Origin of the sequence: Erwinia sp. MMLR14_017, assembly GCF_033657285.1 — a bacterium.
Taxonomy (GTDB): domain Bacteria; phylum Pseudomonadota; class Gammaproteobacteria; order Enterobacterales; family Enterobacteriaceae; genus Erwinia.
In genome coordinates, this window is sequence record NZ_JAWVWP010000002.1 from 307995 (window position 1) to 329121 (window position 21127).

Annotated in this window: 21 protein-coding genes and 1 pseudogene; 10 read left to right on the forward strand and 12 right to left on the reverse strand. The window is 57.1% G+C overall.

Annotated features, from left to right (window positions below):
- Positions 1–16: 16 nt before the first annotated feature.
- The 5 genes from SD961_RS04465 to SD961_RS04485 all read left to right on the forward strand — a co-directional run bounded on the left by SD961_RS04465 (position 17) and on the right by SD961_RS04485 (position 5453).
- A complete protein-coding gene (locus SD961_RS04465; protein ID WP_318789185.1) occupies positions 17–1558 on the forward strand; it encodes a glutathione ABC transporter substrate-binding protein in 1542 nt (513 codons plus the stop codon).
- A 64-nt stretch (positions 1559–1622) separates the two neighbouring features.
- The gene (locus SD961_RS04470) at positions 1623–2555 is read left to right on the forward strand and encodes an ABC transporter permease (protein ID WP_318789186.1); all 933 of its coding nucleotides are present in this window, start codon (positions 1623–1625) and stop codon (positions 2553–2555) included.
- Positions 2552–3451 (forward strand): ABC transporter permease subunit, encoded by a 900-nt coding sequence (locus SD961_RS04475; protein ID WP_318789187.1) that lies wholly within the window; start codon positions 2552–2554, stop codon positions 3449–3451. Before SD961_RS04470 ends, SD961_RS04475 begins: the two co-directional genes overlap by 4 nt.
- A 4-nt stretch (positions 3452–3455) precedes the next feature.
- Entirely contained in the window at positions 3456–4517 is a 1062-nt protein-coding gene (locus SD961_RS04480; RefSeq protein ID WP_318789188.1) for a P1 family peptidase, read from the forward strand.
- Positions 4518–4631: 114 nt separating this feature from the next.
- Complete coding sequence (locus tag SD961_RS04485; RefSeq protein ID WP_318789189.1) at positions 4632–5453, forward strand: M55 family metallopeptidase; 822 nt, start codon at positions 4632–4634, stop codon at positions 5451–5453.
- Between the two features lie 41 nt (positions 5454–5494).
- On the opposite strand, the gene SD961_RS04490 is transcribed toward SD961_RS04485, so the two are convergent.
- The 8 genes and pseudogenes from SD961_RS04490 to SD961_RS04525 all read right to left on the reverse strand — a co-directional run bounded on the left by SD961_RS04490 (position 5495) and on the right by SD961_RS04525 (position 13045).
- On the reverse strand, positions 5495–5800 hold the full coding sequence (locus tag SD961_RS04490; RefSeq protein ID WP_318789190.1) for a helix-turn-helix transcriptional regulator: 306 nt from the start codon (positions 5798–5800) through the stop codon (positions 5495–5497).
- Positions 5797–6130 (reverse strand): annotated as a pseudogene (locus SD961_RS04495) (type II toxin-antitoxin system RelE/ParE family toxin). Before SD961_RS04495 ends, SD961_RS04490 begins: the two are co-directional and overlap by 4 nt.
- Before the next feature lie 239 nt (positions 6131–6369).
- Positions 6370–7887 carry a serine hydrolase domain-containing protein gene (locus tag SD961_RS04500; RefSeq protein WP_318789191.1) on the reverse strand — a complete coding sequence of 506 codons (1518 nt, stop codon included), beginning with the start codon at positions 7885–7887 and terminating at the stop codon, positions 6370–6372.
- Positions 7884–8624 carry an ABC transporter ATP-binding protein gene (locus SD961_RS04505; RefSeq protein WP_318789192.1) on the reverse strand — a complete coding sequence of 247 codons (741 nt, stop codon included), beginning with the start codon at positions 8622–8624 and terminating at the stop codon, positions 7884–7886. The genes SD961_RS04500 and SD961_RS04505 overlap by 4 nt, the downstream gene beginning before the upstream one ends.
- A gap of 88 nt (positions 8625–8712) precedes the next feature.
- On the reverse strand, positions 8713–9543 hold the full coding sequence (locus tag SD961_RS04510; protein WP_318789193.1) for an ABC transporter ATP-binding protein: 831 nt from the start codon (positions 9541–9543) through the stop codon (positions 8713–8715).
- Positions 9544–10443, reverse strand: a complete 900-nt coding sequence (locus tag SD961_RS04515) for an ABC transporter permease (RefSeq protein ID WP_318789194.1) — start codon at positions 10441–10443, stop codon at positions 9544–9546.
- A complete protein-coding gene (locus SD961_RS04520; RefSeq protein WP_318789195.1) occupies positions 10440–11450 on the reverse strand; it encodes an ABC transporter permease in 1011 nt (336 codons plus the stop codon). Before SD961_RS04520 ends, SD961_RS04515 begins: the two co-directional genes overlap by 4 nt.
- The gene (locus SD961_RS04525; protein WP_318789196.1) at positions 11450–13045 is read right to left on the reverse strand and encodes an ABC transporter substrate-binding protein; all 1596 of its coding nucleotides are present in this window, start codon (positions 13043–13045) and stop codon (positions 11450–11452) included. Before SD961_RS04525 ends, SD961_RS04520 begins: the two co-directional genes overlap by 1 nt.
- 192 nt (positions 13046–13237) lie before the next feature.
- On the opposite strand from SD961_RS04525, the gene SD961_RS04530 reads away from it, so the two are divergent.
- Both SD961_RS04530 and SD961_RS04535 read left to right on the forward strand, forming a co-directional pair.
- Positions 13238–14329, forward strand: coding sequence for a dipeptidase (locus tag SD961_RS04530; RefSeq protein WP_318789197.1), 1092 nt, complete (start codon positions 13238–13240; stop codon positions 14327–14329).
- A gap of 2 nt (positions 14330–14331) precedes the next feature.
- Positions 14332–15255: a LysR family transcriptional regulator gene (locus SD961_RS04535; RefSeq protein ID WP_318789198.1), complete on the forward strand. Its 924-nt coding sequence runs from the start codon at positions 14332–14334 to the stop codon at positions 15253–15255.
- 29 nt (positions 15256–15284) lie between these two features.
- Here the strand turns inward: SD961_RS04535 and SD961_RS04540 are convergent, their stop codons facing one another.
- Both SD961_RS04540 and SD961_RS04545 read right to left on the reverse strand, forming a co-directional pair.
- Positions 15285–15563 (reverse strand): helix-turn-helix transcriptional regulator, encoded by a 279-nt coding sequence (locus tag SD961_RS04540; protein ID WP_318789199.1) that lies wholly within the window; start codon positions 15561–15563, stop codon positions 15285–15287.
- Position 15564: 1 nt separating this feature from the next.
- A complete protein-coding gene (locus tag SD961_RS04545; RefSeq protein WP_318789200.1) occupies positions 15565–15873 on the reverse strand; it encodes a type II toxin-antitoxin system RelE/ParE family toxin in 309 nt (102 codons plus the stop codon).
- Positions 15874–16056: 183 nt separating this feature from the next.
- Between SD961_RS04545 and SD961_RS04550 the strand changes: the two genes are divergently transcribed.
- Positions 16057–16452 carry a polyketide cyclase gene (locus SD961_RS04550; RefSeq protein ID WP_318789201.1) on the forward strand — a complete coding sequence of 132 codons (396 nt, stop codon included), beginning with the start codon at positions 16057–16059 and terminating at the stop codon, positions 16450–16452.
- 104 nt (positions 16453–16556) lie between these two features.
- Here SD961_RS04550 and SD961_RS04555 read toward each other — a convergent pair whose 3' ends face one another.
- Positions 16557–17579, reverse strand: coding sequence for a zinc-binding alcohol dehydrogenase family protein (locus SD961_RS04555; protein WP_318789202.1), 1023 nt, complete (start codon positions 17577–17579; stop codon positions 16557–16559).
- Between the two features lie 135 nt (positions 17580–17714).
- Here SD961_RS04555 and SD961_RS04560 point away from each other — a divergent pair, with 135 nt between their 5' ends.
- A complete protein-coding gene (locus SD961_RS04560; protein WP_318789203.1) occupies positions 17715–18620 on the forward strand; it encodes a GntR family transcriptional regulator in 906 nt (301 codons plus the stop codon).
- Between the two features lie 177 nt (positions 18621–18797).
- Positions 18798–20156, forward strand: coding sequence for an MFS transporter (locus SD961_RS04565; protein WP_318789204.1), 1359 nt, complete (start codon positions 18798–18800; stop codon positions 20154–20156).
- A gap of 90 nt (positions 20157–20246) precedes the next feature.
- On the opposite strand, the gene SD961_RS04570 is transcribed toward SD961_RS04565, so the two are convergent.
- Entirely contained in the window at positions 20247–21125 is an 879-nt protein-coding gene (locus SD961_RS04570) for a LysR family transcriptional regulator (RefSeq protein WP_318789205.1), read from the reverse strand.
- Positions 21126–21127: the final 2 nt, after the last annotated feature.

Below are 21127 nucleotides of genomic sequence, written 5' to 3' on the forward strand. Positions count from 1 at the left end.
CATCTGGAGAGAGACTATGAAGCCGTTTTTACGTCGTTCTGCCGTCGCCCTTGGGCTGTCATTGTGCCTGGCGGGTATTGCTCAGGCACAGGACCTGCGCATTTCCGCCTATGTTGATATCACGGGCCTGGATCCGCACGATACCTCCGACAACGCCAGTTATTCGGTGCAGGCCGGTATCTTTGAACGCCTGTTCCAGTTCGACAGCAAAATGAAGCTGGTACCCTGGCTGGCAACTGATTACAGCAGCAATGAGGATGCCACTGAATTCACCCTGAATCTGCGTCAGGGCGTAACCTTCCAGGACGGTACGCCGTTTAATGCGGAAGCGGTAAAAGCTAACCTCGACAGGCTGGCGGATCAGACCAAGGGACTGAAGCGTAACAGCCTCTATAAAATGATTAAAACGGTGACCGTGGTCTCGCCAACGCAGGTGAAAGTTGCGCTGAACCAGTCGTTTGGTGCCTTTATCAATACTCTGGCGCACCCTTCCGCCGTGATGTGGAGCCCTGCTATTCTCAGGCAGTATCCGCAAGAGGCGCAGCTGCGTCTGCATCCGGTCGGCACCGGCCCGTTCAGATTTGTCAGCTGGCAGCCGGGCAAAGAGGTCAAACTCAGCAAGTTTGACGGCTACTGGCAGAAAGGCTGGCCGAAGGTAGATAACGTCTACATCTCACCAAGCCCGGAAGATGCTACCCGCGTGGCGGCGCTGAAATCGGGTCAGGTGGATGCTATCTATCCTCTGCCTTCTGACCTGATCAACACCGTACAGAGCGACAGCAAGCTGGCGGTACAGCGCGATGAGAGTATCTATCTCTACTACATGGCGATTAACACTCAGCATAAATCGCTGGCCGACGCCCGCGTGCGCCAGGCGATTAACTACGCCATTAACCGTGATATCTGGCTAAAAGTGGCCTATGCGGGAATGGGGAAACCGGCCACCTCCGCTATCCCACCTGCGGTACAGTTCTATGCCAGACAGAGCGATCCGGACTACAGCTATAACCCGGAGAAAGCCAAAGCACTGCTGAAAGAGGCGGGTTTTGCCAACGGCCTGGACCTCAAGCTGTGGGTAACCAACGCCACTGCCAGCGTACGTGCGGCACAGTTCCTCAAGCAGCAGTTGGGGGCGGTGGGTATCCGTGTGACGGTCACGCCAATGGATTCCGGCGCGCGTAACGCCAAACTATGGGGCGTGAAGGATCCGAAGCAGGCCGAATTCGATCTCTATTACGGCGGCTGGTCAACTTCAACCGGGGATGCTGACTGGGCGCTGCGCCCGCTGTTCGCTACCGAGTCCTGGGTGCCGACCTCCTATAACGTCTCCTACTACAGCAACCCGGAAGCGGATAAAGCTATCGCCGCCGCGCTGCAAACGGCCGATCCCGCTAAGCGCGCGGCGGCTTATGCGCAAGCGCAGAAAATTATCTGGAAAGATGCCCCCGTTGCCTTCCTGGGTTCGCCAGATAACCTGGTCGGCAAGAAAAAGAACCTGTCCGGCGTGTCGATGCTGGCAGACGGATCGTTCCTGTTCGATCAGGCTGAGTTTAAATAATTCCCTGTGGCGGGAGTGCTCCCGCCTTTGCTGCCAGGCACCCGAATAAACCAGGAAATCGCCTATGTTTACTTATCTTGTCCGACGTTTGCTGGAAATGATCCCGGTGTTGCTGGTGGTCTCTCTGTTGGTATTCGGTTTTATCAAATTACTGCCGGGCGACCCGGCACGCATTTACGCTGGCCCCGATGCGCCGGTTGAAGCGGTCGAGGCGGCAAGGCAGCACCTGGGGCTGAATGACCCGCTGCCGCAGCAGTATCTTCACTGGCTGGGTGGCGTGATGCAGGGCGATTTGGGCGTGACCTACCGTACCCAACAGCCGGTGACTGAAGCGATTGCCCAGGGCTTTCTGCCAACGATGTGGCTGGCGCTGGCAGGCTTTGCCTGGTCGGTGCTGCTGGGGCTGTTTATCGGCGTGGTTTCCGCCCTGAAACGGGGTAAGTGGCAGGACTGGACGCTGATGAGCCTGGCGGTGGGGGGCATCTCCATGCCGCCCTTCTGGCTGGGGCTGCTGCTGATCCAGTTTGTGGCGATGCCGTTTGGCCTGTTTTCAGTCAGCGGGTTCAGCCAGCCCAGCGATATCATTCTGCCCGCCCTGACGCTGGGGTCTTCCGTCGCGGCGGTGATGGCACGTTTTACCCGCTCGGCGTTTCTGGAAGTGGCTCAGGAAGATTATGTGCGCACTGCTAAGGCCAAAGGTCTACGTAACCGTCTGGTGACTTGGAAGCATGTGATGCGCAACGCACTGATCCCGGTGATCACTATGCTGGGGCTGCAGTTCGGTTTCCTGCTGGGCGGATCGATCGTGGTGGAAAGCGTCTTTAGCTGGCCGGGTTTGGGCTGGCTGCTGATCGAGTCGATCAAATCTCAGGACCAGCCGGTGATCCAGGCGCTGGTAATGCTGTTTGTGTTTGAATTTATTGTTATTAACCTGCTGGTGGACCTGCTTTATGCGGTGGTTAACCCGGCTATTCGCCTGCGTCAGGAGCCTGCATGAAGCCTACTACTGAAGCGGCCATTGCCAGGAGCGTGCTGGAGAACAGCACGCTTCGCTCGCCGTGGCATGATTTTATCCAAAACCTGATCCGCAACCCGCTGGCGCTGGTCTCCGGCGGCTTTATTCTGCTGCTGATTATTGTGGCGATCTTCGCCCCCTGGCTGGCACCCTGGGACCCGATGACACCCGACTGGATGGCGCTCTCCGCGCCGCCTTCTGCCGCACACTGGATGGGCACCGACGACCTTGGGCGTGATGTGCTGAGCCGCATTATCTATGGCGCACGTATCTCGCTCTACGTCGGCGTGCTTTCTGTTACCGCGGGTATGGTGGTGGGCATCGTGCTTGGGCTGCTGGCGGGCTACTATGGCCGCTGGGTCGATATGCTGATTATGCGCGGTTCCGACGTCTTGTTTGCCTTCCCCGGCATGCTGCTGGCGATTGCGGTGGTTGCGATATTAGGTCCAGGGTTAAATAATGTGATTATCGCCGTGGCGGTGTTCAGCGTGCCGGTTTTTGCCCGTATTGTGCGTGCCTCCACGCTCTCGCTCAAACAGGCTGCCTATGTGGAAGCGGTGCGCTGCGCCGGGGCGCCGGACCGGGTCATTTTGATCCGCCATATCCTGCCAGGCACCCTCTCTAACGTCATCGTCTATTTCACCATGCGTATCGGCACCAGCATTCTTACCGCCGCCGGACTGAGCTTTATCGGCCTGGGGCCGGAGCCGGACGTGCCGGAGTGGGGCAATATTCTGGCGATGAGCCGCAGTATGATGATGGCCGGAGAGTGGCACGTCAGCGTCTTTCCCGGCCTGGCCATTTTTGTCACGGTGCTGGCGTTTAACCTGCTGGGTGACGCGCTGCGCGATACCTTAGATCCCAAACTGAAAGGGTAAGAAGATGGATTATCGTCAGGCGGCGCTTGAGCTGTTACTGCAACGCTGGCGCGAGACGCGCCAGTTGGGCAATCCGCGCGGTAGCCGTGGCGCCACCGACAGCCTGAGCGACGTGCCGGGCGTGCGGGTCGGGCACTTCACGCTGGATGAGGGCGAACGCCAGACCGGCGTCACAGCTATTGTGCCGCCGGGCGATAACCTGTTTATGCAGCCGCTGCCCTGCGGCGCGGCGGTGCTGAACGGCTTTGCCAAACCGGTGGGGCTGGTACAGCTGGAGGAGCTTGGCGTACTGCAAACGCCGATCCTGCTCAGCAATACGCTGGCTGTGGGCACGCTTTTTAATGCACTGGTGCGTGAGGCGATTGCGCAAAATCCCGAACTGGGCCGTTCGTTGCCTACGGTTAATCCTCTGGCGTTGGAATGCAACGACGGCTGGCTGAATGATATCCAGGCGCTGGCCGTCACTGACCATATGGCGCAGCAGGCGCTGGCGACAGCCACAGCAGATTTTGCCCGTGGCAGCGTGGGCGCAGGGCGTGGTATGAGCTGTTTCAGTATGAAGGGCGGCATTGGCACCGCCTCACGGATCATTCCTGCACTGAACGCCACGCTGGGGGTGCTGGTGCTGGCTAATTTTGGCGCGCTCACTGCCCTGACGCTGGATGGCGTGCGCGTAGGGGAGGCGATAGAGCCGCTGCTGCCGGAGCTGACGCCGCAGCATGATGCAGGCTCCATCATCATCATCATGGCGACCGATGCGCGGCTGGATGCCCGACAGCTGAAACGCATTGCCAAACGTGCCGGTGCCGGACTGGGCAGGTTGGGAAGTTACTGGGGACATGGCTCCGGCGATATTGCCGTCGCTTTTTCCACCACTGCCGTCCCGCAGCCGCCAGCGGATGCGGCCCTCGAACCGCTGCTGATGGCCGCTGCCGATGCGACTGAGCATGCGGTGCTGGATGCGCTGCTCAGCGCGGAGGCGGTAACTGGCTTTCGCGGGCATCACCGTCCTGCCCTGAGCGATCTTCTGGACCAGCTGGCGTCAGAAGCGGGGCGTTTTCAGTAATACCGGCTGGCCTTGCCAGACGGCCCGAGAACTCAACCAGCTCTTCCGTTTTCAGCGCTGTTCAGACAGGGCTGGAAGGGAAGGCAATCTTGTTATCCTGTAAGGAATTCTGTGATGAAAATCTTTATTTCGGCTGATATTGAAGGCATCGCGGGCGTAATGCGTCCTGAACAGTGCAGCCCGGGCCATGCGGAATATCAGCTGGCGCGCGGCCTGATGGAGCAGGAGGTGAACGCCGCCATCAAGGGTGCATTTGCTGGCGGCGCAACAGAAGTGGTGGTGGCAGACAGCCACGCGCAGATGACCAACTTGCGGGTGGAAAATATCGACCCGAGAGCGCGTCTGGTACAGGGAAAGCCGCGCGGTCTGTCGATGGTGGAAGGGTTACAGCAGCAGGCTTATGACGGCATGATGTTTGTGGGCTATCACAGCGCCGCAGGCGAGTTCGGCGTGCTGGCGCATACCATCAATGGCCGGGCGTTTTACCGGGTAAAGATCAACGGTGAAGTGATGGGCGAAAGTGATATTTACGCCGCCGCTGGCGCAGAACAGGATTCTCCGCTGTGGCTGGTGACCGGAGACGACGCGCTACAGCAGTGGATTGGCAACCATTATCCCTCGGTGGACTACGTGTGCGTGAAGCGCGCCATTTCACAAACCTGCGCCGAATCCCTCAGCCCGCAAGCTGCCCGTGAAGCTATCCGCCAGTCGGCAGAAAATGCGGTGAAACGCGCACGCAAAGTCGCCACAACCCGCCTTCAGGCCCCCTACACGCTGGAGCTGATGGTGGCAAAACCGGTGTTGGGCGATCTCTTCTGCCTGATCCCCGGTGTCCAACGGCAGGATGCGATCACGGTAAGCTACACCGCGCCCACCATGGCAACTATCGTCAGCCTGTTAAGCGCCTTTTCTTATCTCGCTTCGACGCAAAACTGAGGCGGCGTGAACTGAAAAATGGCGGCTACGATATTTTACTGTCAGACGCGAAGAGTCCGTCCGGTCGAGCCGTCCGGCATTTCAATATGGAGACTAAGTTTTCCGCCCATAGCTTCAATATATCTTTTGATAGTAATGAGACGCTGGTCGGCTCCCCCCTGTTCAATCTGTGTGATACGGGGCTGCTTCACGCCCATGGCTTCGGCCACGGTTTTTTGTGACAGCGCCAGCTCCTCGCGCAAGATTTGCAACCCGGTCTCAAGGATCATTTCTTCTGCCATCAGCCCAATTTCGGCACGGTCGGCTTCTGAAAATTCCGTATTAATGAAATCTTGTAAATCGGTCATTTCTTTGTCCTCTTAATTTCATCCAGGTAGCGGCTAAAGAGCTCGTCTGCCAGAGTAATCATGCGCTCATAAAAGTGCTTATCACCTGTTTTATCACCAGCACAAAGAACAATGGCTTTACGCTCAACGTCAAAGGCATAAAAGGCCCTGATGGGATGACCTGCATACTGAACCCTGAGTTCTTTCATATTAGCGAATCGCGACCCTTTAACAGTCAGCATAAGGGCGTGGCAACCCCGGCCCATATTGCTCAAGGTTCAACAGGCTGGCCACCACACGCTTTTTGAGGCCAGGCTCCTGAATGCGTAACCACTCTTTAAAGGTGTCCATCAGTTTTATCGTCCACACAAACTTATATCCTTATAAGTAATCCCTTATATTTAAAGTATAAGTTATTCCTTATGCGGTCAACAGGATATTTTAACCAGATTGCGGAACCTGGTTTGTCGGAACAGGCCAGGATTTTTAGCCATTTTGGCCTACTCATGCAGGAGGGTTGTGCGGAAAATGAATCTTAATGACGCTAAAACTCACTTTTTAAAAGTTATCAATCCGCAGGCCTGACTCAATCAATTTTCAGGATATGATCCCCGCCAGTACTTCACCACCCGGCTGCGATTAAGCAGTAACTTCAGGCTGTCGCCCTCAACCTGCACGGCAAAGCGTTTCTGCCAGGGGCCATCCTGCGCGGTGGCTAACAGGCGGCCTTTGCCGAGCGAGATCAGCGTGGCGGTGATGGCGGCCGGGCCGATGCCCATGACCATATTTGCCCCGTCAATCACCAGTTCGCTGCGCATCTCCGGCACACTCCAGCGCCCCTGAATGGCGGCCAGCGTGGCGCTTTCCGGCTCCACCGGAACAAACCTTCTGGGGGCCAGGCCAATTTCGCCGTGGATTGTGCCGCCTTGCTGTTGCAGCCGAACCGGAAAAGTACTGGAAAGAGAGACGGCCTCATCAGGCTGTTCGCCGCGACAGAGGTTTTCAGTCGCGCCCAGCCAGGTGATGCTGCTGGCGCTGACCTCCAGCCAGTCGCTGCCCTCTTCAGCAACATACAGTCCCGGCGTCAGCTCGTGACCGCGTTCCGGCAGAGCCTGATCCTGTAACGCTGCCATCACTGCCAGAGCCGTATCGAAACTCGCCACGTCCTCGCGGTTTGCCACTAAAGCCAGCCCCACTTTTTGCTGCGGGTCGAGCAGAAAATAGCTTTTATAGCCAGCATGCGAGCCGCCGTGACCCACCAGCTTCACGCTGCCCGCTGACGAATGCGCAATGCCCAGCCCGTAGCCACTCGGCCGGCCATCTGCCAGATAGCGGGTCGCCATCAGCCGGTTTAAAATCGTCTCTTCCCTCAGCAGATACTGCAGCCATTTACTGAGGTCGGTCACGCTGCCGGTAACGGAGCCGGAAGCGGAAAGGTGAAGCCCGGCGCTGGCCAGCAGCCACTGATTATTCTGCTGCCAGTAGCCAGGCACCAGCCCTGGCACCACATCAAACCAGGTCTCCGGCGCGGTAAAATGGGTCCCCAGTGGCTGATTGATCTGCTCGTTAAGCAGGTCTGCCAGCAGCACGCCTTTGGCTTTCAGCGCCTCTTCCACCAGCCGGTAGCCGGTATTGGAATAGGAGACCTCGCTGCCCGGCGGATAGCTGAGGTCGCCCATCTCCGCCAGCAAAGCCAGCAAGGCAGCGGCGCTGGTGGCGTTATACAGAGAAAGCCCAAGCAGAGAGAGCGTTTCACGCACGTCCGGCAGGCCGGAAGTCATATCCAGCGCGCGGCCTACGGTGACCTGGCCATTTTCGCCGGTCAGCTGTGGCAGATGCTCAACCAGCCGATCTTCCAGCCCGAGATGCTGGCTGGCTGCGCCCGTAACCAGCGAGGCGAAGATATGTTTGGTTACCGAGGCATAACGCACGACGGTATCACCATCAAAGGCACTATTTTGTGCCAGGTCGGCCAGCCCGCCCGCGCTGATGCTGCGCAGGTTCTCAGCATCAAACAGCGCAATGGCTCCGCCTGGCGCGCCAGGTTTCCCCCAGCCTGCGGCAATGTCGTCGGCGACTTTTTGCGCCTGCTGCCAGTTCAGCGTCATGCCGGTTCCTCCAGCGTCATGCTTAAATCAAAGAGTTCCGCAGTGTGCGGATGTTGAATGCGACGGGCGCGAAGATCGTCAGCGCTAAGCTGCTCGACCATTTCGCCCTGCTGCATGACGCCAATCTGCGCACAGAGGTGGGTGACCACGGCCAGATTGTGCGTCACCATAATGTAGGTGAGCTTACGCTCCTGCCGCAAATCACTGAGCAAATTCAGGATCTCTGCCTGAACCGAGACATCCAGCGCGGAGGTGGGTTCATCCAGCAGCAGCACTTCCGGCTCCGCTATCAGCGCGCGGGCAATGGCCACGCGCTGGCGCTGGCCGCCCGAAAGCTGATGAGGAAAACGGAAGCGGACCCCCGCAGGCAGGCCGACTTCAGCCAGCGCCTGAGCAATGCGCTGTTCCGCACGGTCGAAGCGATGGATCAGCAGCGGCTCATGCAAAATGCGGTCGATGGTCTGCCGTGGATGCAGCGAACCGTAAGGGTCCTGAAACACCATCTGTACCTGGCGGAAGAAGCTTCGTCCACGGTGCGCAGAGAGCGCCATTCCGCCGAATTTTATCTCACCGCTCCAGGCACTATTCAGGCCCGCCAGCGCGCGAAGAATGGTGGACTTGCCGGAGCCGCTTTCCCCCACGATGCCAAAACTGGCGCCGTTAGCCACAGTAAAAGAGACGCCTTTTACCACTTCCTGGGTGCCAAAGGCGATGCGTAAATCAGCTACTTCAATCACAATGAAACCTCGCTCGGCGCTGCATTTCGCCGTAAAGCTGGTGTCCGGAGAGGCGCGTGCGTGCCGATCTGGTTGGAAACGTAGTCACTCATTCCTCTCTCCATGACGCTTCCCGCTGCATCACCGGCAGACGGTCACGCGGATGGCGAAGGGAAGGCAGGCAGGCCAGCAGGCCCTGGGTGTAAGGATGCTGTGCCTGCTGCAAGTCTCCGGCTTGCAGCATCTCGACAATACGTCCGCCATACATCACTGCCACGCGATCGCAGAAATGGGAAACCAGCGGCAAATCGTGGCTGATCAGGATCAGCCCCATGCCACGCTGCGAAACCAGATCGTCAATCAGGCGCAGGATCTCCGCCTGCACGGTGGCATCCAGCGCGCTGGTTGGCTCATCGGCGATCAGCAGTTCCGGATCTGGCGCCAGCATCATGGCGATCATCACGCGCTGCCCCATGCCGCCAGAAACCTCATGCGGATAGCGTTTCGCCACCAGTTCGGGGTCACGAATTTTGACCTGTGCCAGCAGTTCAACAGCAGCTTGCATCGCTTCACGCTTGCTGCCGCCCTTGTGCTCGCGCCAGGCTTCGGCGATCTGCTGACCAATAGTCATCACCGGGTTCAGCGAGTATTTCGGGTCCTGCAAAATAAAACCAACGCGCTTGCCGCGCACCTGACGCAACTTCTTCTCGCTGGCGCCGCGCAGGTCAATCCCGTCAAAGCTCAGCCTGTCGGCGGTGACCTTCGCGCTGCCAGGCAGCAGTTGCATCAGGCTGCGGGCGGTCAGGGATTTCCCCGATCCGCTTTCGCCCACAATAGCGAACTTCTCTTTACCCACGCTGAATGAAACGCCGCGTACCGCTTCAAAGGTCTCTGCACCGCTGGTGAAGCTGATGCGTAAATTCTCTATCTCTACCAGCATCTACTTCTCCTTTGGGTCCAGTACGTCGCGCAGACCGTCGCCGAGGAAGTTAAACGCCAGCGAGGTGAGAAAAATGGCGATGCAGGGCATCAGCGGCACCCACCATTCGCTGAACAGGAAGCGGCGCGCAGTGGCGATCATCGTTCCCCATTCCGGCGATGGCGGCTGTGCGCCCATGCCAAGAAAGCCCAGGCTGGCGGCGGTAATAATGATGGAACTCATATCCAGCGTGACCCGCACAATCAGGCTCGGCACGCACAGCGGCATGACGTGACGCAGGATCACGCGCAGCGGTGAAGCGCCACTCAGACGGCTGGCCGCAATGAAATCGCTGTGGCGAAACTGGAGCGTTTCGGCGCGCGCCAGACGTGCGTAGGGGGGCCATGCGGTCAGCGCAATCGCCAGAATGGCGCTCTCCACGCCAGGCTTCAGCGCGGCCACAAAGGCCAGCGCCAGGATCAGCCGGGGAAAGGCCAGAAAAATATCGGTAAGGCGCATCAGCGCTTTATCCAGCAGACCGCCAGCATAACCTGCGATACAACCGGTCAGCAGGCCAATCGGCGCGGTGATCAGCACCACGGCAATCACCATGCCCAGCGTGGTTCTGCCGCCGAAAAGAATACGCGTCCAGATATCGCGGCCCAGCTCATCGGTGCCCAGCCAGTGCTGGGCCGAAGGGCGGGCGAGGCGGTTAGCCAGGTCCTGAAAACCGGGATCGTAAGGGGTGAGCAGCGGGGCAGCGAGCGACAGCAGCAGCATCACCAGCACCACCACCAGCCCGCTCATTGCCAGCGGATGGCGTTTCAGCCCCAGCCAGAGACGATAGCGGCGTCCCCACACTGCCTGACGGCGGGTGGAGGGCGTCTCGTCGAGCAGCCAGGCTCTTGTCAGATTGGTCATTTTACGCGTGGGTCCCAAAGTCGGTAGAGAATATCGGCGCAGAGATTCAGCAGCACATAGACCGTGCCCACCAGCAGGGTGGCGCCCACCACCGGGTTCATATCCGCATTCATCAGTGAAGTGGTCAGATACTGCCCAAGGCCTGGCCAGGAGAAGACATTCTCCGTCACCACCGCCCCTTCCAGCAGCCCGGCGTAGGTTAGCGCCAGCACGGTCACTAACTGCACCGCAACGGTAGGAAAAGCGTGACGCCAGATAACCCTGCGTGAAGAGAGCCCTTTCGCGCGGGCAGTAATAACAAACTCTCCGCTCAGCGCATTCAGCATAAACGTACGGGTCATACGGGTGATGTAAGCCATGCTGAACCAGGCAAGGATTAATACGGGCTGCGCCATATGCGCCAGCGCATCCCATAAGGCGTCGTAATCTCCCGCCAGCAGGGAATCCACCGTCAGCAACCCGGTTACCTGCGGCACCATATCCTGATAGATAATGTCCTGCCGACCGGGGCCTGGCGCGATGCCCAGCACGGCGTAGAACAGCAGCAGGCTCAGCAGCGCCAGCACAAAGACCGGCAAAGAGTGCCCCGCCAGGCAGAGCACGCGGATGATCTGGTCAATCCATTTCCCCTGGCGCACCGCTGCCCAGACGCCGAGCGGAATGCCGACGATAGCCGCAATAATAATCGCTGCGGTAGCCAGCTCCAGCGTGGCAGGAAAGAAGCGGGCGATATCCTGGCTGACCGGGTTAGAGGTTAAAACAGAGCGGCCAAAGTCGCCGTGAACAATCTGCGTGAGATAGTGCCAGAACTGAATGTATAAGGGCTGATCCAGCCCCATCTCCTGACGGACTCGCTCTACCACGGCCTGGGGAGCATTATCCCCCACCGCTGCCAGTACCGGATCGGTCGGCATAACCCGACCGATAAAGAACGTTAACACCGACAGGCCAAACAGCGTCAGCAGCAGGCTTCCCAGCGTACTGACAATACGTTTTAACCACGACATCAGGCTTTTTTCACCTGTTCGTAGGGGTTGTCATTCAGCACGCTAATCTGCATACCGGTGACATTTTTGGTGCTGGCGTAGGTGTTTAATTTTTGGAACATAAAGATAAACGGGCTCTTTTCGCGGTGCATGGTCTGAATCTGCTCGTACAGGGCGATACGCTTAGCGGCATCCTTCTCTTGCAGTGCGTCGGCGGTCATCTTGTTGAACGCTTCATCGGACCAGCTGCAGCGCCAGGCCAGCGAGCGCACGCGGGCGTTATCGCTGTTGTCGGTATTGACGCTGAAAGCTTCGGTGTTGGAGTTCGGATCGAAGTAATCTGCGCCCCAGGCGGTGATAGCCAGCTGGTGCTGACGGGCGCGCATTTTGGTAAGCACCTGACGGTTCTCAGCGGCGATAAGCTGAACTTTAATGCCGATGGCGCCGAGCTGGGTCTGAATAGCCTGAGCAATATCCGGGAACGGCTGAGCGGAGTAGTGATCCAGCGTCAGCTCAAAGCCGTCCGTATAGCCTGCTTCGGCCAGCAGAGCCTTAGCTTTCGCCACGTTCAGTTTGAAAGGCTGGTCGTTAAGCGCCGCCGGAAAACCGGTTGGCAGCAGGCTCTGGTGAATTTTCCAGGTCAGTGGAATGATATTTTTCTGGATGCTGTCGTAATCAATCGCCCACTTCAGCGCCTGCCACACCTGCGGCTTCTGTAGGTGCTCATTTTTGGTGTTGCAGGACATCAGCATGATGGTGCCGACCATCTGCTGCACCACGTGGAAATTGCTGTCACCCATCAGCGGATTCAGCTGTTCGGTGGTCAGGTCACGAGCAATATCCACATCGCCTTTTTGCAGCATCAGCAGCTGCGCCGACGGATCGATAATATGTTTGGCGATAACGCGTTTGAGGGTGCTTTTCGATGGATGATTCTCGTTTTTCTCCAGGATCACGCTTTCGCTGGCTTTCCAGGCGCGCAGCGTAAACGGCCCGCTGCCGGCGCTGTGCTGTTTGATCCAGGCGTTACCCTGGTCGTCGCCTGCCTGATTAGCCAGCGCGGTTTTCTTCTGCACTACGCTGCCAACCGGGGCAGAGAGGCAGTAAAGCAGGAAAGTTTCGGCGGCGGGTTCGCTCAGGTTCAGTACCAGCGTATGGGCATCTTTTGCCACAATCTTCTGTTCCACATTCTCTTTGGTAAAGCCGAACTGGTTGATGATAAAGGCCGGGCTTTTATCCAGCTTCACCACGCGCTGTAAGGAGAACGCTGCATCTTCCGCCGTTAGCGGGCTGCCGTCAGAAAACTTCACGGAGGGGTCCAGATGGAAGGTGAAGATTTTGCTGTCGCTGCTGACTTCCCAGCTTTTTGCCAGCTCGCCAGTCACTTTATTTGGTTCAGTCGGATCGGGCATCACCAGACGCTGGTAAAGGTTACCGCAAATTTCAGAACCGATAGCCTCAAAGCTTTCGGCCGGGTCGAGACTGGTCATGTTATCAAGCTGCATCGCCATCACCAGCATAGAGGGTGGCGTGGCGGCGAAGGTGCTGTTCAGGGAGAGGTAAGAAAGAAAGGGAACCGCACTGCATCCTGCAAGAAAACGTCTTCTGGTAACCATGATGTCTCCAAGATATTGAAATAAAAGAATAAATTAGCTATTTATTGTCTGCATTGCCTTGACAGCGACCCAAAATGTCAGGTAGTACTGAAAGCCGAAGCTTGTTTGCTGCGCAAGCGGCTGCTCTCTGCTGGTGCGCTCTGCGTCAGTATGAAGCAGCGGCATAATCCTGAATTTAGAGTGGAAAACTTCATGCAATCACTGCGTCCTGATGCTGTTTCCCTGCCCGTCTTTGACGGCCATAACGATCTTCTGATGCGCCTGTGGCTCTCCCACCAGGATGACCCGGCATCCGCTTTTCTGAACGGCCCTGCGGCAGGGCAGATAGATCTGCCAAGAGTGCGTCAGGGTGGCTTTGCCGGGGGACTGTTCGCGGCTTATGTGCCTTCGGCTGGATTTGCTGCAAGAAACGCGCCAGCTGTGAAAAAAAAACGCGGCGTAGCGGGCTATAACGAAATTGAACCCACACCTGGCAGGGAAGAGGCGCTGGAGATAACCCTGTCGATGATCGCCACGCTGCTGCGTATTGAGCAACAATCCGCTGGCGCGGCACGTATTTGCCGGACGGCAGCGGATATCCGCCACTGCATGCAGCAGGGTGCAATAGCGATGGTCATGCACATTGAAGGAGCAGAAGCGCTGGATGAAGATCTGGCGCTGCTGGAGGTGCTCTACGCGGCCGGTTTACGTACGCTTGGCCCGCTGTGGAGCCGACCAAATATTTTCGGCGATGGCGTTCCTTTCCGCTTTCCCTCTTCCCCGGATATCGGCAATGGCCTGACGGATGCCGGTTTGCGTCTGGTGCGCGCCTGTAATGCGAAGCGCATCATGATCGATCTCTCACATATGGATGAGAAAGGCTTCTGGCAGACGGCAGAAATCAGCAACGCGCCGCTGGTGGCGAGCCATTCCAATGCCCATGCGTTATGTCCGCAATCGCGCAATCTTACTGACCGTCAGCTTGCCGCTATCCGCGAAACCCACGGCTTTGTGGGCGTGAACTTCGGCACCAGCTTTCTGCGCAGCGACGGCAAACAGGCGGCGGATGCTACGGTGTTGGATATCGTGCGCCATGTGGATTATCTCATTGAAAAAGTTGGCGAAGATAACGTCGGCTTTGGATCGGACTTTGACGGCACCACGCTGCCGCCCGATATGAAAGATGTGGCAGGCTTACCCCTGCTGGTTTCCGCGCTACGCGAGCGGGGCTACAGCCAGTCCCTGCTGGAAAAAGTGTGTTACGGCAACTGGATACGCGTGCTGGAAGCCACCTGGGGTGAATAATCATGCGGCTGCGGCATATTGAAGTTTTTCAGGCGATTATCGATACCGGCAGCATCAGCGGGGCAGCCAGGCAACTCAACGTTTCACAGCCCAACGTCAGTCGGGTGCTGGGTCACGCTGAACAGCAGCTGGGCTTTACGCTGTTTGAGCGCCGCAGCCAGGGAATGATCCCGACGCTGGAAGCCCAGCGGCTGATACCGGAAATCCGTGAGCTCTACAGCCGGTTGCAGGCTATCAGCAACCTGACCGAGAGGCTGCGACGGGGAGAAGGGCAACGAGTGCGGGTGGGTGCGGCTCACGCCTTCGGCCAGATGATTCTGGCACCGGCAATGGTGGAGTACCGGCGGCAAAATGGCCTGGTGAACGTCGATCTGGTGACGGAACATTTCAGTACGCTGTGCCAGAATTTACTGGAGGATCGGCTCGATTTCGCCCTGGTATTTGGTCAGCAGATACCGGCAGAGCTGGTGGCAGAGCCACTGTTTCACTCTTCAATGGTGGCGCTGTTGCCTTTGGGTATGGAAGCGAGTTCGCCCGTCACGCTGGAGTGGCTATGCCAGAATAATTTGCTGATGATGCAGAAAGAGGACCCGCTGGGCCATGTGCTGCACCGCGCCCTGCGGGATAAGGGGTTGCAGCCCGCCAGTTCGCTCTCGATTAAAACCTATTCGGTTATCGCGGATATGGTACTGGCGGGCGGCGGCGTAGGAATTGTCGATCTCTTCACCGGCAGGCGCTACGCCGGACAGGTCAGAGTGATACCTGTAGCGCAGCCGCTGCCGTTTGAAGTAATGCTGATTGGCCGACGCGATCGGCCTCAGTCGCAGTCCACACTACAGCTGAAACAGGTAATCCGCACCAGGCTCTGGGAGCTTGCGCGGCAATCCCATTATCTTCAGGAACAGATGCCGCCAGACCTTTTGTAAAAACGCCAGGCCTCTGGCGGCAAAGCACCTCAAAAATAGAGCGTGGCGTTGCTGATGCCGCAGGCTTTCGCGTAGCGGGCCAGCGTTTCCAGACTGGCAGAGGTGATATTTTTCTCCATTCGGGAGATCGTCGGTGGCTTAATCCCCATCCGTTCAGCGACCTGCGCGCTGGTCAGGCCTGCATGAGCTTTCCACTCAACCAGCAGTTTCTGCAGCCGCTCCTTCCTCTCTTCCGCTTCCCATGCCGCACGATATTCGGGATCTTCCATTAACTCATTATGAATCTGAGAAAGTGGTTTTGCTTTCATACTAAAAATCCTCCAGTCGCTTCCAGGCTAACGCTATTTCACTCAACGGGGTTCTGGCTGTCTTCTTGATAAAAATGCGTAAGACATAAATTTTACTGCCAGTGTGGTAAACCCACAATCCACGGGCAACATCATTACCCATTGTCCGAATTTCATACATTCCTTTGCCCAGCGGCTTTGAATGCGGCTCCCTGAGTGAACGCGGATTAGCTTCTAACTTTTGCAAGAGCCTGACCATTTTGGCTCTGATGTGGGTAGGTAAATGATGTAATTCACCTTCGGCTTCTTCATGAAACTCAACCTCAAACATATTCTCCTCCTCCTTGGAAAAGCAAATATTAGCCCTGACGCTAATATTGTTCAACTATTAACCGGGTTGTCGCTCCCCTTTTTCTAAGTTCTGTGGCAGTTAACAGTTTCGCTTACCGTTGCTTTGCAACCCTTATCACCGGTGGTTAAATCGGCTGTCGCTTATCAACATGCAGGAGGAGCTGTGCTGCCATCGCAAACCGTTGCCCGGACGATCCCTCGTAACTGGGTAGACCTTTACGAGACGATCTGGAAACCTGACTACTTCCCGAAATGGGCTTCCGGCCTCAGTCACTCTTCGCTGGTGCAGGAAAGTACCCACTGGAAAGCGAGCGGGCCGGATGGGGTGGTGAAAATCCGCTTTACCGCCCACAACCCTTTTGGCGTGATGGATCACTACGTGGATAGCGGTTTTGGCAAAGAGGTGTATGTCCCGATGCGGGTGATGGCGAACCAGGAGGGCGCGCAGGTGCTGATTACCGTGTTTCGTCAGCCGCTGATGTCGGATGAAAAGTTCGCCAAAGATGTGGCGTGGGTGACGCAGGATCTGGAGACGTTGTACACACTTTTAACAAGCTGATAAAAGCTCTTTTGCCCGCATTGAAGCGGAAAAAGCGTTCTGCTCACTCATCTCCTTTTCTGAGGAAAGAGTGAGCAGTCTGGTTATTCAGGGTTTTCTGCCCGTTAAAAGTGGATCACGCCTTTGATCAACTCACGGTTATTGATCACTTCAGACTCAAAACTATCTGCCAGATCCGCAAACGCAAATCGTTGATTCAGCATTATTCCGGCCCTGATTTTCCCCGCTGCCATTAACTGCGCCACTTTCTCAAAGTCCTGCTGTGTGGCGTTGCGGCTTCCCATCAGCGTGGTCTCTTTTTTATGGAACTCCGTATCGGGGATCTGAATGTCGCCTTTGTGTAAGCCAACAAACACAATGCTGCCGCCGTGGGCGATAAGCGACACGGTGTTATTCATCGCCGTTGGGTTGCCGGTGGCATCGATCACTTTTCCCGGCAGACGGCCCGAAAACTGCGCCCGCAGGTGCTGCTCAAAATCGTCGGCAGCGGCATCCAGTGCAGGCAACGCCAGGTTCTGCACGACATGCTCACGACGAAATGCGCTGGTATCGGCAACCACTACCCGCGCACCTGCTGCATCAGCAATAGCCGCTACGCCCAGCCCGATGGGACCTGCGCCCACTACCAGCACGCTTTCATCCGGCTGCAGGGCTGCGCGGCGCACGGCATGGGCGCTGATAGCAAAGGGTTCAATCAGGGCGGCAGCTTCCGCATCGACGCCGGTGACGTCCAGCAGATTACTTACCGGCACGCTCAGATAGTCGCAAAAACCACCATCCTGATGCACGCCAATTACCGAGATCTTTTCGCAGCAGTTAGTTTTGCCGCTTTCACACGCAGCACAGGTGCCGCAGGAGAGATAGGGGATTACGGAGACGCTCTGGCCCACGCGGAAGCGCTCCGCACCGGCACCCAGCGCAACCACTTCACCGCACAGCTCGTGACCGAGAACGCGGGGGTAGCTGAAAAAGGGCTGGTTGCCTGCCCAGGCGTGGATATCGGTGCCGCAAATACCGGCGGTCACAATTTTCAACAGGGCTTCACCGGCGGCAGGCTCTGGTTTGGCGCGCTGCTGATAAGCCATCTCTTTCGGCTGCTGGCACACCAGCGTGGTCATCATGGTCATGAGTTTTCTCCATTGTCTGGCCTGAGTTATGGAATAAAACCCCTTACCTTTGCAGCGCGGAGAGGTGAATTTGTGACTGAACGCGCCTTTGTCGGGCCTGAATTGGTTTTTAATAAATAAAAATCAGGAGAAGCCATGAGCCGCACGCAAAATCTTCGCCATAACGTGGTGAATCAGATGCTGGAAGGCATTATCAGTAAACATATCCGCTCTCCGCTGCCGCCACAGGCCGCGCTGGCGGAGATGTTCAACGTCAGTCGCACCACCGTCCGTCACACGCTGGCGCATCTGCATGAGCGCGGCGTGCTGGATAAGGTGGATGAACACTATGTAATTGTTCGTACTCCGGGCCAGGAGGATGGCTTTGACGCTGTGAGCACCTCTCTGGATGACCAGGCCCGCGAGTTTGAACAGGCTTTTTTTCAGATGATCAACCAGAAGACGCTGTGCGCCGGCGAGAGCTTCTCCGAGCTGCAGCTGGCGCAACAGGTTGGCGTCAGCCCGGTAGTGGTGCGGGAATTTCTGCTGCGCTTCAGCCGCTACAATTTGATTGAGAGCGTGCGTCGCGGGCACTGGCTGATGAAAAAGTTTGATCGTCGCTATGCAGAGAAGCTTTTTGAACTGCGCGAGATGCTGGAAACGCACGCCCTGAACCGGTTTCTTAACCTGCCTGCCAGCGATGAACGCTGGATCAAAGCCCGTGATCTGCTCAGCCGTCATCGTGAGATGCGCGATACCATCGCCAGCAACTACCGCATGTTTGCGCAGCTGGACCGCGAAATGCATCAGCTGATCCTCTCTGCCGCAGATAATCCGTTTATCGATCAGTCGCTGGAGATTATCTCTGTGATTTTTCACTCGCATTATCAATGGGATGAAAGCGATCTGAAACAGCGGAATATCGTCGCGCTTGAGGAACATATGGCAATCCTCACCGCGATTATCAGCCGTAATGATGTGGAAGCCAGCTGTGAATTACATCGTCATCTCACCACTGCCAAGCAGTCGATGATCCGCTCTATCCGGCAATACAGTGACTGAGATCCCGCTTTTGCCGCGCCCTGGCGATAAAGAACCAATAAAAAACAGTAAAGCCTAATCTGAAGCACGGAACCGCAACATGATTACTTCATGAAATTAACATGGCATTTACTCTGAGCAGGATATCTTCACCGCCTGAAGCGGATTACAAGAACACCTGACCCTGGGGAATGCTTTATGGAAAACAGCCCGATTGTGACTGGCAGCGGCCGTGATATCGGCTCCGGCAAAGAGACTGTGGAGATCGTTCCGCAGCACGGCAAGCTGGTCCGCTCTGCCCGCATCAAGCGCGTGCAAACCACCGCGATGATCCTGCTGTTTCTGGCAGCCGTCATCAACTACCTTGACCGCAGTTCGCTCTCTGTCGCCAATATGACCATCCGCGGCGATATGGGGCTGAGCGCCACGGAGATCGGCCTGCTGCTGTCAGCCTTTTCTCTGGCTTACGGCATAGCGCAGCTGCCCTGCGGCACGCTGCTGGACCGTAAAGGCCCACGTATTATGCTGGGAATTGGTATGTTCGTCTGGTCATGCTTTCAGGCGCTCTCTGGCCTGGTGCATAACTTCACCCAGTTTATTCTGGTGCGCATCGGGCTGGGCATAGGCGAAGCGCCAATGAACCCGTGCGGCGTGAAGGTGATCAACGACTGGTTCAATATCAAAGAGCGTGGCATGCCGATGGGCTTCTTTAACGCCGCCTCGATGATTGGCCTGGCCATCAGCCCGCCGATTCTGGCCGCGATGATGCTCTCTCTGGGCTGGCGCGGCATGTTCGTTACCATCGGCGTGCTGGGCATTTTCCTCTCGGCAGGCTGGTATATGCTTTACCGCAACCGCGATAACAAGAGTCTGACGAAAGAAGAGATTAACTATCTGGAAGCGGGGAGCGTCAGCGCCCGCAAAGAGCCGATGACCATGAAAGAGTGGCGTGGTCTGTTTAAGAACCGCACCATGTGGGGAATGATGATCGGCTTCAGCGGCATCAACTATACCGCCTGGCTCTACCTGGCCTGGCTGCCGGGCTACCTGCAGACCACCTATCATCTGGATTTAAAAGCAACCGGCTGGCTGACCGCCATCCCGTTCCTGTTTGGCGCCGCAGGCATGCTGCTGAACGGCTATGTGGTGGATGCGCTGGTGCGTCGTGGAATGCAGCCGGTGAAAACCCGTAAAATCTGTATCGTGGCGGGTATGCTGTTCTCAGCCGCCTTTACGGCAGTGGTGGTGCAGGCAACGACAACCTCTGTGGCGGTGCTGCTGATTGGCATGGCGCTGTTCTGTATTCACTTTGCGGGAACCTCCTGCTGGGGGCTGATCCATGTGAACGTCACCTCACGCATGACCGCCTCGGTGGGCAGTATCCAGAACTTCGCCAGCTTTGTCTTTGCCTCGTTTGCCCCGGTATTAACCGGCTTTATCCTCGATAAAACCGGCTCTTTCAGCATGGCGCTGACGTTATGTGCCTGCGTCACCGTGCTGGGCGCGCTCTCCTATCTGTTTATCGTCCGCGATCCGATTGTGGATGCCGTGGAATAACAAGGGCGTCTCGGGCAGGCAGCGGATTGCTGCCTGCTTTACGCACAAAACGGAGCCGGCAACAGATCTTTTTTCAGGTTGCCAACAGCGCTATTCGCTGAGCTTTCCCTGTAAAAATGCCAGCAGAGCCTGAATGATTTCGCTTCGCTGACGATGCTGTGGATAAACGGCGCTGAGCGGAAGGGAAGCAGGATGAAACGGCTCCAGTACGGTCACCAGCTCGCCACGCTCCAGCGCCCGGCCCACAATAAAACGCGGCAGCAGGACCAGTCCCAGTCCCGCCTTTGCGGCATCCAGCAGCACTTCGCCGTTATTGCTCAGCATCGGTCCCTGTACAGCCATCACCTTGCCCCGACCCTCCACATTCAGCTCCCAGCCATATTGCCCCTCCCGGCCAAATCTCAGACAGGCGTGATGCAGTAAATCTTCCGGAAGCTGCGGGACGCCGACACGTTGCAGATAGTCAGGGCTGGCGCAGATAACCCGGCTGAGATCGCCCAGATGACGCGCTATCAGCGTGGAGTCGGCCAGGCTACCGATGCGCATAGCCATATCAAACCCTTCACCAATCACATCCACATAGCGGTCGGCAAGCTCAACGTGAAAGCGCAGAGCGGGGTGCAGCGTCAAAAATTCAGCAATAAGCGGAGAGAGGGGATTCATGCCAAAGGACATCGGCAGACTCAGGCGAAAGGTGCCGTGCAGTTCAGGACGCTGCTCGGAAACGGCCTGCTCAGCTTCACGGATATCATCCATGATGCGCTGGGCATGCAGGGCAAAAACCTTGCCGGAGTCGGTGACCGTGAGCTTACGCGTGTTGCGGATCAACAGCCGTGCCCCCAGGGAAGCCTCCAGGGCAGCCATTCTGCGGCTGACATATTGCTTGGAAAGCATCAGCAGATCGGCGGCGGCGGTAAAGCTCCCGGCGTGGATCACCGCCAGGTAAATTTTCAGGTCTTCGATCTGCATAT

Excerpts from the sequence above, each read along its gene's own strand:
- SD961_RS04465 (WP_318789185.1), top strand. The coding sequence starts at position 17 with ATGAAGCCGTTTTTACGTCGTTCTGCCGTCGCCCTTGGGCTGTCATTG.
- SD961_RS04470 (WP_318789186.1), top strand. The coding sequence starts at position 1,623 with ATGTTTACTTATCTTGTCCGACGTTTGCTGGAAATGATCCCGGTGTTG.
- SD961_RS04475 (WP_318789187.1), top strand. The coding sequence starts at position 2,552 with ATGAAGCCTACTACTGAAGCGGCCATTGCCAGGAGCGTGCTGGAGAAC.
- SD961_RS04480 (WP_318789188.1), top strand. The coding sequence starts at position 3,456 with ATGGATTATCGTCAGGCGGCGCTTGAGCTGTTACTGCAACGCTGGCGC.
- SD961_RS04485 (WP_318789189.1), top strand. The coding sequence starts at position 4,632 with ATGAAAATCTTTATTTCGGCTGATATTGAAGGCATCGCGGGCGTAATG.
- SD961_RS04490 (WP_318789190.1), bottom strand. The coding sequence starts at position 5,800 with ATGACCGATTTACAAGATTTCATTAATACGGAATTTTCAGAAGCCGAC.
- SD961_RS04500 (WP_318789191.1), bottom strand. The coding sequence starts at position 7,887 with ATGACGCTGAACTGGCAGCAGGCGCAAAAAGTCGCCGACGACATTGCC.
- SD961_RS04510 (WP_318789193.1), bottom strand. The coding sequence starts at position 9,543 with ATGCTGGTAGAGATAGAGAATTTACGCATCAGCTTCACCAGCGGTGCA.
- SD961_RS04515 (WP_318789194.1), bottom strand. The coding sequence starts at position 10,443 with ATGACCAATCTGACAAGAGCCTGGCTGCTCGACGAGACGCCCTCCACC.
- SD961_RS04520 (WP_318789195.1), bottom strand. The coding sequence starts at position 11,450 with ATGTCGTGGTTAAAACGTATTGTCAGTACGCTGGGAAGCCTGCTGCTG.
- SD961_RS04525 (WP_318789196.1), bottom strand. The coding sequence starts at position 13,045 with ATGGTTACCAGAAGACGTTTTCTTGCAGGATGCAGTGCGGTTCCCTTT.
- SD961_RS04530 (WP_318789197.1), top strand. The coding sequence starts at position 13,238 with ATGCAATCACTGCGTCCTGATGCTGTTTCCCTGCCCGTCTTTGACGGC.
- SD961_RS04535 (WP_318789198.1), top strand. The coding sequence starts at position 14,332 with ATGCGGCTGCGGCATATTGAAGTTTTTCAGGCGATTATCGATACCGGC.
- SD961_RS04540 (WP_318789199.1), bottom strand. The coding sequence starts at position 15,563 with ATGAAAGCAAAACCACTTTCTCAGATTCATAATGAGTTAATGGAAGAT.
- SD961_RS04545 (WP_318789200.1), bottom strand. The coding sequence starts at position 15,873 with ATGTTTGAGGTTGAGTTTCATGAAGAAGCCGAAGGTGAATTACATCAT.
- SD961_RS04555 (WP_318789202.1), bottom strand. The coding sequence starts at position 17,579 with ATGACCATGATGACCACGCTGGTGTGCCAGCAGCCGAAAGAGATGGCT.
- SD961_RS04560 (WP_318789203.1), top strand. The coding sequence starts at position 17,715 with ATGAGCCGCACGCAAAATCTTCGCCATAACGTGGTGAATCAGATGCTG.
- SD961_RS04565 (WP_318789204.1), top strand. The coding sequence starts at position 18,798 with ATGGAAAACAGCCCGATTGTGACTGGCAGCGGCCGTGATATCGGCTCC.
- SD961_RS04570 (WP_318789205.1), bottom strand. The coding sequence starts at position 21,125 with ATGCAGATCGAAGACCTGAAAATTTACCTGGCGGTGATCCACGCCGGG.